The following is a 17751-nucleotide window of genomic DNA, read 5'->3' on the forward strand; positions in this document are numbered from 1 at the left end:
CTAAACAGGCTTAAACACTGATTTTGGGCTTGGGCATGCTTTGCATAATCTGACTATGCGCTGGCACATCATGGGTAAGCCACACATTGCCACCAATTACCGAACCCTTGCCAATCGTAACCCGGCCTAAAATCGTGGCGCCAGCATAAATCACCACATCGTCTTCAACTACCGGATGACGGGCATAATCCTTTTGCAGGTGGCCTGCCTCGTCCACTTCAAAGCGTTTGGCTCCCAAAGTGACTGCCTGATAAATGCGTACCCGCTCGCCAATAATACAGGTTTCACCAATCACCACGCCCGTACCATGATCAATAAAAAAACTTTTGCCAATTTGCGCACCCGGATGAATATCAATACCAGTGGCTGAGTGTGCCAGCTCGGCAATCATGCGTGCCAGCAGCGGGATATTGTTCTGGTACAGCACATGCGCTAGCCGGTGATAAGTAATTGCCAGCATTCCCGGATAGCATAGCAATACTTCGTCAACACTGCGCGCGGCTGGGTCGCCCTCGTAGGCAGCCTGTACATCACTATCCAGCAGACGACGGATATCCGGCAAGGCATTGGCAAAAGTTTGTACCACGCTGCTGGCCTGTTGCTGGATGATGGCCGGATCAGGCTGGTGATTACTGTCACGGATAGTGGCTGAAATTCGGTAGCGCGCTTCATAGCTGAGTGTCAGGCGTACCTGCTCATACAGTGCCGACAATACCTTGTCGAGCGTAAAGGCAATGTAGACATCCTCGCCTTCTTGCCGCAAGTCTGCCGGGCCAAGTCGCATGGGAAACAAAATACCGCACAGGTCATCAACAATGGCTTTTAAGGTTTCTTTTGATGGCAATTCACGGCCACCAAACTCCTTGGGACGATGCTGTGACTCACGCCAGTCATGGCGCGCCTGTTGCAAGCCCAGCACAATATTGTCAATTTTCCAGTTTGCCACTGCAACTACCTCAAAAAATCAGCACCCGAAATCTGGCCTCTAAAACTTAAAAATTTCAGGCTATATTTATTTAATGAACACGCTATTAAATCGCGCCTGCCCCCTATTCCTGCAAGTTCATTTGTGTAGTAAAGCTGCTATGAAACAGCATATTGTGTAAATACGATTTGCGGAATAAAGCAATTTGGTGACTCTAAATAAAATCTGAATAAAAAATGCCTGACAGCAAATAGCAGCGAAATAGGAAAAATTAAGGCCTACCTTTTGGCTAAACCGCTTTTCAGATTGCTTTTAACGAGCTGCTGTTAATGGGCTGATCTTGATAGGCTCATATCAGCGCATAACGTGACAGTTTAAAAGAAGAAGCTCATATGGGGAAATCATAAAAAATGCCAAGCATATTCCGTTTAATGCAGAGCCAGTGCCTGTTTAAAACCAGTTTTCTTGGCTAACAAGCTTCGGCGCCCTAATATTGATCAGCTAGCATTAACCAGCTCGCATCAACCAGTTAACAGGGGCTAACTAAGCCGACAAATCAGTCAATACTCACTAAAGCTTATGGCTGCTCAGCCTGGCTTTTTTCATATTCGGCCACAGGATCAGTGGCTGCAATGGCTGCGGCCTGTTTGGCCTTGGCTTCACTTTGCAGCGCCATATTGGTAATGGTTGCATGATCCGGGCCAGCAACGGGTGTAGCTGGTGTGGTAGCAGCCGGATTCTGTACAGTGGCTGGTGCAGGTTGCTGATTAAAACTTTTTGAAAACAAAAACCCTAATCCACCAATAATTAATAAAATAATAATCAGTCTGCGCATTGCTGTTTTTTCCGTATTACTGGTTATCATGGTGCAGTAATTATGCGCTTTTTTTATTAAAAAGACATAAAACCACAGAATTTTCATCGGCAAAGCCAACAACATTTTGCCTGAATAAGTCATTTATATTCTTTAGAAAGATAAACCAAAGTACTATGTTTAAATCCTAACGCTGCCTTAATTAATTATTTTTAAAATACAGTTCTGGTAGCAGCGCTGTCATTAAAATGAACTGGATAGCGCTGCTCATTCGATTATTAAAATCTTAAAAGACTAACGATTAAACGGACGTATGTTTAAACCTGTCAGTTTTTAAAGGGATTAAGACGGTTACCCAAGTGATATTGCAGGCTAATCGGTAATGGTCGCACGCTGCTGGCAATCAGCTTGTTTATAGTGCCGGGTACACACACTGGCTTGCCCTTCATCACTGCTGCCCAGCCTTCGCGCACTACCTCTTCTGGCTGCTGCCACAAAATATCCGGCAACTTGCTGGCCTGATTGCGCGTGCCCATGATGTCGTGAAATTCACTGTGGGTAAAACCCGGGCATAAGGCAGTCACATGAATGCCCTGCGGTTTGAGCTCCATGTCCAGCGACTGTGAAATATCCAGCACATAGCTTTTAATCCCGGTGTACAGCAGGCTGGCACCCGGTGGTGAAAACGCAGCAACCGATGACAGATTGATAATACGGCCCCAGCCTTTGCTGCGCATGTTTGGAATGACCCGGTGACACAACTCGGTTACTGCGGTCACCATCAGCTGAATTTCAGCCGCCAATGTCGCCCATGGCGTATCAGCAAAGGCATCTTTGCCAGATAACCCGGCATTGTTAATCAGCACATCAATACGAATCCCCTGCGCTTGTGCATAGGCCATGATGTCAGCAGGGGCGCTGGTCAGTGTCAAATCGGCAGCAAAAATATCACACTGGATGCCATACTGGCTGGTGAGTTCTGCGGCCAGCGTTTCAAGTCGTTCAGCCCGGCGGGCAACCAATAACAGGTCATAGCCTTCACTGGCCAGAAAACGCGCAAAAGTCGCGCCAATCCCTGCTGAAGCGCCAGTAATTAATGCAGTACGGTTTTGTTTTTTCATCATGTTTCTCACTGGTATGATTAAGTTAAAGCTGGAATTTGAGCGCTGCTCACCTCAAAACCACGGCGGCTACGACCAATGTCACCACGGTAGCCATGATGCGGGCCTTGCAATAAAAACGGATACGGAATCTGGCACTGTTTCTTGTTAAACCCCCAGGTGCCAATGCCCAGATAACGTCCATCATCCAGTCGGCGGATTTCATCCACCATGTTGATGGCACCGCACAGCGAATGAAAATAGCGGTACACCAGTTGATAGGCAGGCTGCCCGTCAAAACGTGAGGGTGCAATCAGGGTGTGCATGGGATAAAGCTGGATGGTCTTGCGGCCCAGCAAAAAGGTGTTGTAGCCACGGCCTGTATGCTGGTCGACTGGACGAAATGCCTTGGATTGCCATGGCAATAGCGGATTAGTCAGGCTTAAGCCTGCAAGGGTGGCCAGTGGATTGGGCTGGTTTAGCATGCTGGCAGCATATTCACCATGCATTTCCTCAATGGTGGGTGCCTGCAAGGTGGAAAACAGTGCCACCAGCTGATCGGTGGAAAGCTGATGTACATCAATTAATCTGCTGTTGTTATTCATGGATTTCCCAAACTGGTTATTTATCTTGAACGTCATTCAAGATATAATACTAGCCAGCTTAATGTAGGGCTGTCAAGCTACTTTGGATCGTTGTCACTGTCTGTTTGGCAAGAGCAATTTATTGACAGTTTGAATAGTTAAGACCGGATTTTGGTTTAGGCTTTGATTTAAACCTTGATTTAACTACAGGAGGCCTGATGCCACGCAATAACCGCACGCAGGATCGGGAAGAAAAGCGTAACCTGATTATTGACGCTGCACAGCAATTATTTCTGCGCGAGGGTTACGAGGCCACCTCAATGACCCGGCTGGCCAATGCGGCCAGTATTGCCCCCAACACCATTTACTGGTATTTCAAGGATAAGGATGATGTGCTGATTGCGGTGCTGGACCGGGAATTGGCAGCACGTCTGGCAGATTACCTAAAGCAGTCATTTACCGACATGGCTGCGCGCTTATTGTGGGTAGTCCATCAACTGGAACTGGTCAGCCCACTGGTGAGCACAGTACATGCCCGTGCCCTGCTGGCCCCGGCCATTCAGGTCTGGCATGAGCAGTTTCATCGCCTGATTGAAGCAATGCTGCGCGTGGAGCTTGAGGCCGCAGGAATTTCTGCAAATCACCTTGAGGCTGTGATGAACATTTGGGTATTTACTATTGAAGGCCTGCTCACCCATCCCCTAAGCGCCAGCCAGAAACAGCAAATTTGCCAAACCCTGAGTCTTGGTATTCCGCAACAGGCCAGTGCCCGTAATGATTAAGTCGAAATTCAGTAACCAATTAAATACCTAACCCTTGCGGGCATCTCTGTAAGAATGCCCATACAAAATTAAGGCCCATCAATCGACAGGCCTTATTGTGTTGCAACAACAACTCATGATTCGTTAAACAGGATTATGAAGCCTGCTTTGCTGGGTTGGCTACGCTGCTGGTATTGCTATCGCTATTGGCGGCTGCACCATATTGCAGGGTGTAGTCTTCAAGATTCAGGGTTTTCAGTCGGGCTTTCAGCTTTTTCAGCGACCACGGCCAGGCAGCAAAGTTGCGGCCATTGGCATCCAGATAATAACTCTGGCAGCCGCCCGCATTAAATACCGTAGTTTTCAGGTGTTTTTGTACCTGCTCGTTGTGGTGTCTTAATACCTGAGGCTTAATCGACAGTTTGCTAATGCCCTGTTGCTTGATCTTGAGCAGGCCATCCACAATGTAGTCCAACTGGGCTTCTGCCAGTCCAATGAAAGAATCATAGACTAGCACGTTTGGCCCAAGCACCAAAAAGGCATTGGGTACGTTTTCAATGCTGGTGCCCAGGTAGGCTTCTGGTGATGTGTTTTTCCACAGTTCAGCCAGCACTTCACCTTTTTCATTCTTCACGCGCTTGCCAATTGGCGGATGAGACACCTCAAAGCCCGTGCCCCAGATAATTACATCTACTTCATGGCGCTCGCCATTGGCAGCCACCACGGTATTGCCCTCAACCTTAACCAGACCATGCGGAATCAGCTTGGTGTTGGGTTGCTGCAAGGCCGGATAATAGTTGTTGGCAAACAATAGGCGCTTACAGCCAATGGTAAAATTAGGCGTCACATTTTTCAGCAGTTCCGGGTCTTTTACCTGAGCTTTCAGCACCTGTTTAAAAATTTCACCCACTGGCTTTAGCACGGCTGGATTTCTCAGGCCAAAGTTAATGGCATTAAGTGATTGTGCCACAGCCTTGCGCCAGCTTTTCTGAATCACCGGATACTTGGCAATAATGGATTTGCTAAATTCACTTAAATCGGTGTCCGGCTTTGGCACTACCCACGGGGCAGTCCGCTGGAACACATACAGTTCTTTGGCCAGTGGCTGGATTTGTGGCACAAACTGGATGGCAGATGCACCAGTACCAATCACGGCAATGCGCTTGCCGGTCAGGTCATAGTCATGGTTCCAACGGGCAGAATGGAACATCTCACCGGTAAAGGTTTCAATACCATTGAGTTTTGGAATTTGCGCTTCAGTAATGGGGCCAGTGGCAAAAATTACTGTTTTGGATAAATACGGCCCGTTAGTGGTTTCCAGTTGCCACACATGCTGGGCTTCATTCCACTCGGCACTTAGCAGCTCATTGTTAAATTCAATCAACGAGGTAATGTTGAACTGATTGCTGGTTTCTTCCAGATAATTCAGAATTTCCGGCTGACGAGCAAACAGGTGGCTCCACTTGGCACTTGGTGCAAAGGAGTAGGAATACAACGATGAAGGTACATCGCAGCCACACCCCGGATAGGTGTTTTCGCGCCAGGTTCCACCTACGCGGCTGGCTTTTTCAATAATCTTGAAATTGGTGTAGCCTTCCTTGTTTAAGCGGATGGCTGCCGCAATCCCGGAAATGCCGGCACCCACAATAAAGGTGTCATAAATATGCGCCGGGGTTGCCGTTTTTTTGGCACGGCTGTTTGTTTTTGCTGCTGTTGTCATGAAAAAACCTACCTCTAAATTGGTGAATTACACAGACGCTGTCTTAAACAGCCTGCTTATTTAAACAGTCTGTAGCCTGTGCCCAGAAACTTGGTGTAAAGGCCTGGTGATGCACGTTTCATCAGCCAGAACAGCTTGGCATCAATTTGCGGAATGGTATACAACTTGCCTTTATCCAAATTATCCAGTGTCAGTTTTGCCACCTTGTCACTGGTGGTAAATGCCAGATTGGTCAAGGCATAATCCAGTAGTCCCTTATGCGGCACCTTACCATTTTTGATGATATTGGTTGGCACTAGCGTTGGGCACAACACATTGACTTTAATATTAAATTTTTTCAGTTCGGCCGACAGGGTTTCTGACAAGGCCCGAACCCCGGCTTTAGACACGTTGTAAACGGTCATTTCGGGCGCGGCAGTATAAGAGGCAGCGGAAGCCACATTAATAATGGCGCCATGACCCAGTTGCTTAAATTTCGGCACAAAGGCACGGCAACCATAAATCACGCCCCATAAATTGATATTCATGCACCATTGCCAGTCTTCTATGGTCATTTCATCAAATTTGCCACCTAGGCCAATACCTGCGTTATTGATCACCAGCGTAACCGGGTTTTGCATCAACTGCCCGGCTTGTTCGGCCAGCTGCGTGACTTGCTCTTCTTTTGCCACATCACATTGCACGGCAAAGGCTTTTGCGCCCAGTGCTTCAATCAGGTTTACTGTTTCGTTGGCGGCATCAAGGTTAATGTCTGAACACACCACCGTGCCACCCCGTTTAGCCAGTTCCAGCGCAAAGCTACGGCCAATCCCACTGCCTGCACCGGTGACCACCGCATAGGCTTTCTGGCTGGGCTTTTGCTTTTTCTTGCCAAATAAAATCATAATTTATCCAAAACCACTATTAATCCAACACCACTCCCAGCCATCACTTGGGCAATAGCTGGGGCTAATAATCAGTGCGCTACTTAAGCTGCGCGGGCTACTTAGGCTGAGCGAATTGGGGGAAAGAATTCCTTGGTCATATAGCGGGCCAGCAAGCCAGTGTCCTGATTCAGCAGTTTGTCTTTGTAGTAGTCCAGATATTCACTGGTATCATGGTCATTGGGATGGAAATCCGGACGCATATAATCCAGTAAATGGCTCAGCGTACTGCCATAAAGCCCATCTTTAGGACTCAATATGACTTTGGCACTATAAAACGCATCTTTCCAAAAGGTGGGACTGATCATATTGGTCGGCTTGCGCAGGAAGGGAATCATAAAACCACCCAGCGACACCAGCCCAATGATCGTAAAACTTGCCAGGGCAAAACCTGCCATGCGCAAGGCATAACTGCCATTTAGGAGCTGATAGACATCATAGGCAATATCTTTGTGCTCTGATTCTTCCAGCATGTGCCACTGCCATAAGGCTTTGGTTTTTTCATCATCAATAATTTCGTCAAAAATGTATTCATGCTTCATGGCATATTCGGCAATCACGGCAGTGAAGTGCTCAATCCCGGCCATTAAGGACAGCTTTAACGGCTGTGGAAACTTTAAGAATCCATAGTCAAACACGTTTTTCGCCAGAAACCGGTAGAACTCAACCGGGAAATCGTGTTTTTTCAGGATTTCATTCCATTCATTGTGTATTTTGGAATGAATGGCTTCCTGACCAATCAGGGCAGTTACCCGCTGCTTTAAGACTGGATCCTGCACAAAGTCACGATGATAGCGTGCTGTTTCAATCACCAGATCCTCACCAAACGTCAGGAAGATTGACAATGCCTGAAAGTAAGCAGATGCCAGTTCAGTATTGCGGAAAAATCGTTGATTGAGTTCTTTGGCATCAAACTTAAAGTTAAAATGACGAATTGGAATGGGCTGTTTGCTGGCAAAATCAGGTAGCTGAATTTCACGATAGAACTTGAGCTTCTTGAGTGATTTCCGAACGGCGGTAGTAACCATAACAACACCTATCTAAATAAAAGGATTAACTTCATCTTAAGAAACACTTGCAAAGTAAATCCCTGATCCGGGCCTTTCCATCAATTGAGCAAGCGCTTGCTTGGTTAAGAGCTAGCATTTCAGCACAATGACCATAACTTGCAAATGAGAAAAACTTGCCAGTTTTCTGATAGTTTTAGCTACCCGCCTCTTATTGCTGCTGGGTAGCTAGAACCATATAAGCCGTTAGGCTGCCTGTTGTACCTTGGGGGTGAATTCCTTCACAAAAAATGGATGCAATGCCCCACCCTCGGTCAGCAGCTTGTTCTTGTAATAATTCAGATACTCGGTGGTGTCATGGTCATTGGGGTGAAAGTCCGGACGCAAATAATCAAAAATCTGGCCCTGTGTACTGCCAAACACACCTTCTGTAGGACTAAACAGCAGGTTAACGCCACGGCTCATGTCTTTCCAGAATTTACCGGTTAGCATTTCCTGCGGTTTGCGCAACACAGGCACCATAAAGGCAGCAAATGGCACCAGTCCCAGAATGGTGATATAAGCCAGCAAAAAGCCCCCAGCCCGCAGCTTATAATTACCATTCAGCAGTTGATACACATCGTAGGCAATGTCTTTATGCTCGGATTCTTCAAGCATGTGCCACATCCATAGTGCACGGGTTTTGGCATCGTCAGAATGATAGAAATTCTGTTCATGCTTCATCATGTATTCTGCTAGCACCGCAGTAAAATGCTCAATACCGGCCATCATCGACAGTTTTAAGGGCTGTGGAAAGCGCAGGAAAACGTGCTTAAAGAACTGCTCGCCCAGAAAGCGATACAACCTTACCGGATATTGTAGCTCGGTAATCGCATCATTAAATTCGTTATGCAGTTTGGAATGAATGGCTTCCTGGCCAATCAGCGAGGTGACACGCTGCTTTAATACAGGATCTTTAATAAAATCCCGGTGATGGCGCGCCGTTTCAATGACCAGATCTTCGCCATAGGTTAAAAAAACCGATAAAGTGGCAAAAAACAGGGTGGCAAACTGATTGTTCATATAAAACGACAAATCAATTTCCTTGCCCTTAAATCCAATAGCTAAATGGCGGATTGGAATAGAACTTTTTGTGGCAAAATCGGGCAATTGTATTTGAGGCCGTGTTTTCAATGCACTGGCCTTGAATGTACGGGAAACTGTTTTCCGAATCGCTGTCGTAATCATCACAAATACCTCACACTGAAATGGTTCAACCGAAACTGCCGAAGCCCTGTCGTGGTTACTTCTGCATCTAAATGTTGATCAAGCGAAAAAAGACAATATGGCTGCATCAATATGACAAACAGTCTGGTTAAAAAACCTGTCCTGTTCAAAGCAGCCTATAAAAATTGAGATCCTCTGGTCGCAAAAGCAGTTGCTGGCTGATAGCGCAAGGGTGATGCTGTTATCTACCAGTGAAACATTCCTTTTGCACAAATTGAGTTCGATCTCACCTTACCCTATCGTAGAATGAAAATTTGTTCGGATTCAATTCGGGTGTTTTGTTAGGTTTAGAATAGGGTGACCAGGTTTTTTTCAGGCTGATGCAGACCATATTTTTTGAGTTTTTAAGCCGAGATATTCCAGTAAGAATATTAAAAATTTTATTTAATATCAATTATTTGATTTTAAAAACCAGTACCTTTCTCATAAGGAAATAGGCTACTTATTATCAGTCAGTGCCTAACCTGTGCACTGCATCAAGCTCGCTAAACAATTAGGTCAGCGAAACCAGTTTCGGTACAATATTCAGATTCAGTACCAGTTATTCTGGTTAATTTGTGGTTTATTTCACAATTCTTAAACAGTATTTTGATGATTTAAATTTCTAAACAATAAAAAAAGCCTGCTCCAGTGAGGGCGCAGGCTTTGGATTATTTGAGTTGGTTATTGCAGGCAGGCAATAAGTCCGGCTGACCCATAATAGCTGGCACCCGTAATTTTGCCTTGTGTCCACTTGGCATCAACACGGCTGCTAAAACCTTCTGCCGCAGTGAGCTGCTCAGTAAAATTGCCTGAAGGGAAGGTATTAAAGGCATCTGTTTCTTCATTGTTTAGGTTGGCAGTATAAGTGGTGCCATTTACTTTTAAGCTTACCATGTTGCCTGACTTGCTAATCACACAGCTACTGTCAGTCACGCCCCCTGTTTTTACTTTCAGGACGGGTGACGTAAAGTCTGCTGTAATTCCCGCCCCGCACTGATACCAGGTAGATGCTGTTACAGGCTTGGTGCAGGCACTGGTGTTAAAGCCTGTAGGACTGGTAGGTGCAGTGTTAAAATGAATCAGCAAGCCGTTTACTGTTATGCCAGAACTTGCACCCGTGACTGCCGCCAGTTTGACATCCTTGAGATAAAACTGCTTGTAATTGTTGACTGCTGAAATAGTAATACCGGCACAGGGAGTCTGGCTGCCTGCACCGCAGTTAAAGGCATATTTGTTATTTTCAATCATCAAGCTTTGCACGCTATTGCCACTCATGTTGAACTTCACATACGTTGTGCCATTGTTGCCTGCTGTGGATGTAAACTGGTAATAATCAGCAATCGTATTGGCTGAGGCTTCCTTGCTAAATCCACAAAAATCGCTGGGTGCGCCAGTAAATGCCAGCTTGTCATCGCCCGCCTGATTGCTACAAACAGGTGTAACTGTTCTTTTTTTGCTGGCCAGTTTTACTGCACCTTCTGCCCCTGCAATCCCCTGTGGCTCAAGGGTCAGGTAGCCAGTGGCCACATCGTATTTGATATAAAGCGCAACCCCGGTGCCTGCAGCATTATAAAAAGTTAAGGCATCCACTTCATTTGCCGTGTCTGGCTGGCTGCGCTGGTAGTCCGACAAGGTGTGCTGTTTGTATTGATAACTATAGCTTTGCTCCTTGCCTTTAATAGTAACCAGCCCATCCTTGCTAATGCTCACCTGATGAATACTGTCAACCGGAAACTCGGCTGCTGCACCGCCAGCACTGGAAACTGCCTGCAATTGATAGCTACCAGCCAGTGCATTCAGGAAAGTGGCGGTATCTTTGGAACCAGCAACCGTTAATGCCTCGGATACCGTATCAGTGGTATCCGTAATGGGAGATGGAATGCTATTACTGCTTAAATAATTGGCCCTGAACTGGGTATAACTGGCTGCACCTGATTGCTGGATGGCTGCTGCAAACTGTTCCAGTAACTGGTCATAGGCATCATCAAGGGCTGCATTAAAGACACTGGTATACGGATTAAAGCTGGTGGCAGGTAGCGTGTAATTTTTGGCTTTAAGCTGCGCTAGAATACTGCTCAGGCTACGGTCAAGCTGGCTGACAATATCGTTTAGACTGGCTTTAAAGCTGCTACTGCTGTACCAGTCATTTAAAGCAATGCCCTTGCTGTCATTAACAGCTTTGGCCAGAGCCAGGTCAGTAAGCGGCGTAATGTTGGCGGTAACCTGGCGGGCATTATTGTTGCCACTACCCTGAGCCAGAGAGTACAAAGTCTGCTGATTGGCAACATCTGCTGCCCGTCCACCAGTCAGGCGAATGGCACATGGCAGGCTACTGGTGGGGACACTGGCTTGCCACTTGCCCTGATTGTCGGTGGTGGCAGCAGACTCCTTGCTATAACCATTACAGTTCAGATCAATTTTAGCATTGTTAATCGCACTTCCTACCGCGGCCACACCAGACACCGTGGTGCTTGCAACTGGTGCCGGTGTATTGCTGTTGTGCTGGTTATCATGGTCATTGTGACAGGCTGCAAGCAAAAGTGCTGTGACGCAACAGGCGCTTAGTGCGCTGGATGGCAGGTATTTCATGGTCGTCCCCGTTTTAATCATTGTGATTGCTTTGGGATACGATACAAAGATTTTAAAATGAGGCGCATCCCCTGTTTAGGGGGGTAAATCTATAATCCTGCCATTAAATTGTAGCCATCAATTATTGTTTAAAGACCGATTGATTTACTGGCTTAAATTAAGCCGTATTGCAATGCAACCATGACGGCTTCTGCCCGCGATGAAATATTCAGCTTGCGATAGATTTCCTTTACATAACTGGCAACAGTATGCACTGAAATGCCCAGTTGCGCTGCGGTTTCATTGACCTGCAAGCCACGGCCCAGACAAGCCAGCACTTCTTTTTCGCGCCGGGTTAATGGCAGGACAATCGGCAGTGACTTTGTTGTCTGGCTCTGGCCAATATGTCGCATGTACTGCATGATTTTTTTAATAAATAAGGGTGATAACACCGCATCACCCTGAGCAATTTGCCGCAGTTGCTGCACAAAACATTCAGCTTCCATGTCTTTAAGCAAATAGCCTTGCGCACCCTGCTGCACTGCCTTGAACAGATGCTGGTCATCCTCAAAAATGGTCACAACCACGGTCAGTATCTGCGGACAATGGCGGGCACAATGCTCAATCAGCTCAAGGCCATTACCGTCCGGCAAGCCCAGATCAATCAGGGCAATATCATAGGCCGGCGTATGTTTGAAAAAATGGCAAGCCTGTCGCAGGTTAAACGCCTGATCCACCTGAATGGCAGGAAAAGTATCACGCAGACGGTTACTCATCCAGTGATTGCTGCTTTCAATGTCCTCAACCACCAGTGCTGTCTTAAACACGCGGCTTTCCTCTAATTGCTGCATTCTGCACGTCCGTAGCCATAAAGCATTTTCAGGTCATCAAGCATTTTCAGGTTAAACCGGTTCAGGAACAGGCCAGTGGAATCTGGATGCATAGACTGGTGCCACCGTTTTCCTGCTGTGTCTGCACCTCAAGCTGCGCATTTAGCATCTGCATGCGCTGCTTAAGATTAGTTAATCCATGTCCTGTCTGACCTGTCTGCACTGCTCCCGTTGATGTCCTGATTTGTGCCTGATGCTCAAGGTCAAAACCGGTGCCGTTATCCTTAAGCATGGTTATCAGCATTCCCTGTTGATAACTAATCTCAATGCTGACCTGGGATGCCTCTGCATACTTGATAATATTGCTAAGCAGTTCGCGCATCATCGAAATGTAGTTTTTATAAGTCTGGTAATTCAGCGGAATGCTCTCGTCTTCCAGCCTGATCGTCCAGTCCAGTGCAATGCCGGATTCCTGCAAGCGGTGTGTGGCTTCTTGCTCTAAGGCATGTAGCACCGTGCTTAATGCAAGGCCAGTTCCGGTCATGCCGCTGATAATGGTCCGCATGTCAGCAATGGATTGCCGAATCACCTGCTTGGTCTGGTGCAGGTCTTGCTGATGCAGACCGGATAGCAGGCGTGAGCCAATGTCATCATGCAAATCGCGTGCAATACGGCTGCGCTCCTCGCTGGCACCGCGATCATAGGCAAAGCGACTATCATCTGCACGCTGGATCAGGGTAATTAAATGACGAACCAGATTGCAGTCCTGCCCGGAAAAAAGACCCCGTCCCTGACGTGGATACTGTACCCGCAGGGCCGGAATATCACCAATAGCGGGTAGTAGCAAAGCAAGTCCATCAGCATACAATATAGGTTGGTTAGTTGCAGAAGCCTGACTTGAAGCAGTTATATTTACCGTTTCACCGGTGAGATCATTATCATAGATTTCTTCAATTTCAAGAGGCTGAAACAAGCGGTGCAACAATTTCTGCCATTGCTGACGTCGGTTTTGTTCCGTATTGGCAAAGGAAATATCCAGCACCACCTGAAATAGCTCTTCCTGTTGCAGGCCTTCCTTGATTAAAAAACGTCGCTGCAACATGCCGCGTATCGGTAGCCACAACAGGCCACAAATCAGCAGCGCCAGACCAAAAGAGACGGTTGGACTTAACACCATAATCAGCAAGGCATCCAGTAGCATCAGCACTATTGCACCAGCCAGCCAGAACAAAATACCAAATGCCCACTGGTCAAGGTCAAACAATCGGTAGCGCTTAAGACCCAGTGCAATGCCAATGGTCACCAGCAAAAAGAAGCCAAAGGCATAACCTTGTGACAGGCTGGTTTCAACACCCAGTAACTGAATGCTTTGCACCAGAAATACAAACAAACCGCAACTGACCAGAATGCAGGCTGCAAACCAGCGTAAAGCCACCCGGGCACGTGGGTCATTACGGTTAATACGCCATTGCCAGAGGGCCAGCACAATTGCCCCCAGCATTTGCAGGGTGACTGGCAGATCACCGCCCATGCTGGGTTCTGGCAGCAGATACAGGCTATCGGCCAGCAGCCATAACAGGAAAAAAGCCGGAATCAGCCATAGTTTTGCGGGTTGTACCAGTACTTTGGGATACACCAAAAACAGGCTTAGTAGCGCACTGCCATACAGCAATGACCCGGCAGTGTTGACAATTACCAGTGCATGCAGCAACTGGCCATTCAATGCCAGATCCCGCGTACTATAAATGGCAGCAGCAAATGCAAAAACCGGGTACATGGCATTAAGTAGCGCAAACACTTGTGCGGCAATCTCCTGCGGACGCAAGGCCCAGATCCAGCAGCCCAGTAAAAAGCCCAGTGCGCTGACGGCCAGCTGGAACCAGAACACCACGGGTAAACTGGTCAATGGACGGCTGGCCGCAACTGGAATTTCTGTATAGTTAATGGACTGATTTGCCCCTAACCGCCAGCCAATTTGAATCGATTGATGCTGCCTTAGCTGAGCATGCAAAACACTTTGCTGGTCAAACAATTGCTGCATGGCCGCATAGCTTTCCAGAAAATGCGGGTCTTCTGTCAGGTCTTTGGCGGTGAGGGATAATGCAGGCTGTGCGCCGGCCTGAATGCTGATTAGCTCAGCGCTGGCTGGAATCTGGGGATGAATGCTATTTGTAATTTGAATAATTTTTTCAGGATGTTGCGCGCTGCCTTGCTCTGCAACCTTTAATGTTAAACCACTATAGGGCTGGTGAATCGCACATAAAATGGTCAGTAACAGGCAAGCAATGATCAAGCTGGTGGCAATAATTAACCGCGTCCCTGGCGTTAAGGCAAGCTTTGGCATCATGTGCTACCCTAGTTGTGTAAATATTATGAATTTTTATGTACCGTTATGTATCATTCCTATTTCTTCAGCATTTTTCAATAGTATTAAAAAGATTATTTAAAAAAATGAATCAATCCCGTTCTTTTCCTTAGAGAAAAATACTAAGTCACTGTAATGATATTTTAAGAAAGGGCTAGAGCTTTTGCTGCTCCGAGCTACTCCAGTTTATGATTTAAAGGTTAGATTTTTTAGATTGTTTTTGAGCTGCTAGGCTTTTGAATTGTTATTTGGGCATTTCTACAGCAGGCTTTTACCAAGTTAAAGCACGGGCATTAATAGCTAATGCCCGCGCTTCAACTTTATTGATGGGCTAACATAAACCTTAACCAACTAGAATTTATAGCGTATACCCAAGGTTGCATTACGCGGCGCGCCATAGTTCATGCTATTGGCGCCAATGCCTTCGTAATATTCCTTGTCAAACAGGTTTTCAACATTCAACTGAATACTGATATTGGGATCAACCTGATAGCCTAGCATGGCACTGGCCAACACGATATCACCCTGATCAACACGATTAGCGCCAGCGCCAGTATAAGTTTTGCTTCTGTAATTTAAGCCAGCACCGGCACGCCATTTATCCATTTTGTATTTCACAAACAGATTAGAGGTGGTACGGGAATTATTCGTGTTGACCTTTTGCTTTTTGGCATCTTTGGCTTCAAAATTGGCAATACCAAAGTTAACACTCCAGTTATCATTGATTTCGCCATCCACTTCAAATTCAACGCCTTCACTCACTACGCCATCCACGCTCCGGTAAGCCTGCTCGGTAGTTATAACGCCTGCAGCATTGCGCACATAAACACCTGTAATTGCTTCAGCATAATTAGTTTGTTCAATACGGAATATGGACAGAGCCGTATTCAGATTTCCACCTAGCCATTCACTTTTAACCCCGGTTTCATAGTTCTTGCCTACAATAGGATCCAGATAATTACCATTTTCATCACGACGGTTTTGTGGCTTAAAGATATCGGTATAGCTGGCATACAGCGAGTGATCACGGGCCACATCGTAAATCACACCAAAATATGGCGTCAGTTCATTGGTAAATTCACGATTTCCATTGCCATCCTCTGCTGTATATTCCCAATCAGATAAGCGGGCACCAGCCACTACTTTTAACGCATCCAGCACTTGAAACTTGCCTGCCAGATAAATACCTGTTTGAGTGGTTTCATTTAACGCAATCTTACTGGGATTGGTAATTGGCGTTAACAACTGGGTATTCATATTGGAAAAATCCAGATAGTCGGGCGTATTAATATCCAGATCATTGGTGCCTTTGTCTTTGCCTTGAATCGTGCCAAAATTATCTTTTAGGTATTCATTTTTATTCCAGGAACCCCCCACAATAATTTCCTGGTCTCGCCCTGCAATGCTAAAGGGTGCAGAAACATACACATCAATATTATTTTCATCCTGACGCTTGTCAGAAGAATAAACCGATACCGCACCCAAGCTTCTATTGGTTGCCTTGTCGACATTGCCTGCAATGTATAATAATGCAGATTCCTTATCATCACGGCGATAGGAATAGTTAAGGTTTAAATTAATATCACCATAGAGCTTTTGTTTAAGGCCAGCAAATAACGCCGTAGTATCTACATTCCAATACGTCCAGTCCGAGCTAACAGTCAGGGAACGGTCAAACTTGGTACGGCTGCCATCGTTATAAAATGCCGGCAAGCCACCCCAGCGAATACCATCACGGTTGAGTTCCTGATAGGTAGCTGCCAGCGATAAACTGGTAGTGTCGGTAATATCATAATCAATCGCGCCATAGGCCACATTGCGTTCTCTGGCATAAAAATCCATGTAGGAATCTTCATCCGAATGCTTTACAAATACCCGGCCGCGCAAAGAACCGTCAGCATTTAATGGCGCTGAAATATCGGCAGAACTGGAATAGCTGTTCCATGAGCCGACAGAAGCATTCACACTGCCGGTTAATTCCCGGGCATTGGCATGCTTGCGAATCAGGTTTAAGCCAATGGCTGGATTGCCTGCCCCGGTCATTAAACCATTAGCACCCTTTACCACCTCTACCCGATCAAAAATACTCAGGTCAAGATCGCCTTCAGACAGGTTCAGCGTGCTGGGTAAACCATCAATCAGCGAATAATCCACCTGAAAACCACGCGCATAATAACTCTGGCGCTCATCCGTGCGTGATGCGGTAACCCCAGTCACCGTGCTCATCAACTCCTGCAAAGATTCAATATTTCTGTCGTCCAGATACTCACGGGTATAGACTTTTACCGCTTGCGGTGTATCGCGTAAAGAAAGATTAAGCTTGGTAGCGGTACTGGCCGAACTGGCGGTATAACTGTCTGACCCTTCTGTTACCGCAGTTTTGTTAGCAGTAACTACAATTGTTGATAGCTCTGTGTTTTGACCATTACCTGCATTATCAGCCGTAGTTTCTGCGGCGATAACCGTTTCGCCCAGTAGACAACCCGAGGTCAGAAATACCATTTGCATGGCCACATATAATGGCTTCATGGTGGAATGAGAAGTTTTAAACATATCAGCGCAACCCTTCAATACAGTGCTTTCAACAAATAGCCAATTCAACCAGCGCATGTATTTTTCTTAATGCCTGCCCGACCAGATGACCTGCAACTACACAAGCTTTAGCTTGTTTCATCAATCCCTGTCAGCCAGAGGGCAAGCCTTTAAAGCCCAAAAATACAGACACTTAATTTTCGGCAACAAACTATCACAATAAAAACATAAATGATACTAATTATCATTATTATTTAATATTTACTTAAGAATAGATATTTCGAAGGAAAAAAACTTACCACCCTAGTAACTGTTGGTAACTGCCAGTTAAAAGCATTGAGACATGGGCTGAACGAAGCATTATTTGAGCTAAA

Annotated in this window: 13 protein-coding genes; 1 reads left to right on the plus strand and 12 read right to left on the minus strand. The window is 46.3% G+C overall.

The window, feature by feature from the left end; translation table 11 throughout:
- Positions 1 to 10: 10 nt before the first annotated feature.
- The 4 genes from epsC to Q337_RS0108390 all read right to left on the minus strand — a co-directional run bounded on the left by epsC (position 11) and on the right by Q337_RS0108390 (position 3444).
- A complete protein-coding gene (gene epsC, locus Q337_RS0108375; RefSeq protein WP_026471212.1) occupies positions 11 to 946 on the minus strand; it encodes a serine O-acetyltransferase EpsC in 936 nt (311 codons plus the stop codon).
- Positions 947 to 1502: 556 nt separating this feature from the next.
- Positions 1503 to 1760 carry a hypothetical protein gene (locus Q337_RS0108380; protein WP_156935738.1) on the minus strand — a complete coding sequence of 86 codons (258 nt, stop codon included), beginning with the start codon at positions 1758 to 1760 and terminating at the stop codon, positions 1503 to 1505.
- 305 nt (positions 1761 to 2065) lie between these two features.
- Positions 2066 to 2863: an SDR family NAD(P)-dependent oxidoreductase gene (locus Q337_RS0108385; RefSeq protein WP_211253598.1), complete on the minus strand. Its 798-nt coding sequence runs from the start codon at positions 2861 to 2863 to the stop codon at positions 2066 to 2068.
- Positions 2864 to 2880: 17 nt separating this feature from the next.
- Complete coding sequence (locus tag Q337_RS0108390) at positions 2881 to 3444, minus strand: hypothetical protein (protein WP_026471215.1); 564 nt, start codon at positions 3442 to 3444, stop codon at positions 2881 to 2883.
- Between the two features lie 197 nt (positions 3445 to 3641).
- Here Q337_RS0108390 and Q337_RS0108395 point away from each other — a divergent pair, with 197 nt between their 5' ends.
- Positions 3642 to 4205: a TetR/AcrR family transcriptional regulator gene (locus Q337_RS0108395; protein WP_026471216.1), complete on the plus strand. Its 564-nt coding sequence runs from the start codon at positions 3642 to 3644 to the stop codon at positions 4203 to 4205.
- A 133-nt stretch (positions 4206 to 4338) separates the two neighbouring features.
- Here the strand turns inward: Q337_RS0108395 and Q337_RS17205 are convergent, their stop codons facing one another.
- From Q337_RS17205 to Q337_RS0108435, 8 genes are all read right to left on the minus strand, one after another.
- Positions 4339 to 5904: a flavin-containing monooxygenase gene (locus Q337_RS17205; RefSeq protein WP_084494761.1), complete on the minus strand. Its 1566-nt coding sequence runs from the start codon at positions 5902 to 5904 to the stop codon at positions 4339 to 4341.
- Positions 5905 to 5960: 56 nt separating this feature from the next.
- Positions 5961 to 6788 carry an SDR family NAD(P)-dependent oxidoreductase gene (locus Q337_RS0108405; protein WP_026471217.1) on the minus strand — a complete coding sequence of 276 codons (828 nt, stop codon included), beginning with the start codon at positions 6786 to 6788 and terminating at the stop codon, positions 5961 to 5963.
- A 101-nt stretch (positions 6789 to 6889) separates the two neighbouring features.
- Positions 6890 to 7855 (minus strand): metal-dependent hydrolase, encoded by a 966-nt coding sequence (locus tag Q337_RS0108410; protein WP_026471218.1) that lies wholly within the window; start codon positions 7853 to 7855, stop codon positions 6890 to 6892.
- A gap of 225 nt (positions 7856 to 8080) precedes the next feature.
- Entirely contained in the window at positions 8081 to 9061 is a 981-nt protein-coding gene (locus Q337_RS0108415; protein ID WP_026471219.1) for a metal-dependent hydrolase, read from the minus strand.
- Positions 9062 to 9763: 702 nt separating this feature from the next.
- Positions 9764 to 11692 carry a hypothetical protein gene (locus Q337_RS0108420; protein ID WP_026471220.1) on the minus strand — a complete coding sequence of 643 codons (1929 nt, stop codon included), beginning with the start codon at positions 11690 to 11692 and terminating at the stop codon, positions 9764 to 9766.
- Between the two features lie 131 nt (positions 11693 to 11823).
- Positions 11824 to 12501, minus strand: coding sequence for a response regulator transcription factor (locus Q337_RS0108425; protein ID WP_034279264.1), 678 nt, complete (start codon positions 12499 to 12501; stop codon positions 11824 to 11826).
- A gap of 61 nt (positions 12502 to 12562) precedes the next feature.
- Positions 12563 to 14827 carry an ATP-binding protein gene (locus tag Q337_RS17210; RefSeq protein ID WP_051526678.1) on the minus strand — a complete coding sequence of 755 codons (2265 nt, stop codon included), beginning with the start codon at positions 14825 to 14827 and terminating at the stop codon, positions 12563 to 12565.
- Between the two features lie 369 nt (positions 14828 to 15196).
- Positions 15197 to 17398: a TonB-dependent siderophore receptor gene (locus Q337_RS0108435; RefSeq protein WP_026471222.1), complete on the minus strand. Its 2202-nt coding sequence runs from the start codon at positions 17396 to 17398 to the stop codon at positions 15197 to 15199.
- Between the last annotated feature and the right edge of the window lie 353 nt (positions 17399 to 17751).

The organism is Alkanindiges illinoisensis DSM 15370, from assembly GCF_000619845.1.
Lineage (GTDB): Bacteria > Pseudomonadota > Gammaproteobacteria > Pseudomonadales > Moraxellaceae > Alkanindiges > Alkanindiges illinoisensis.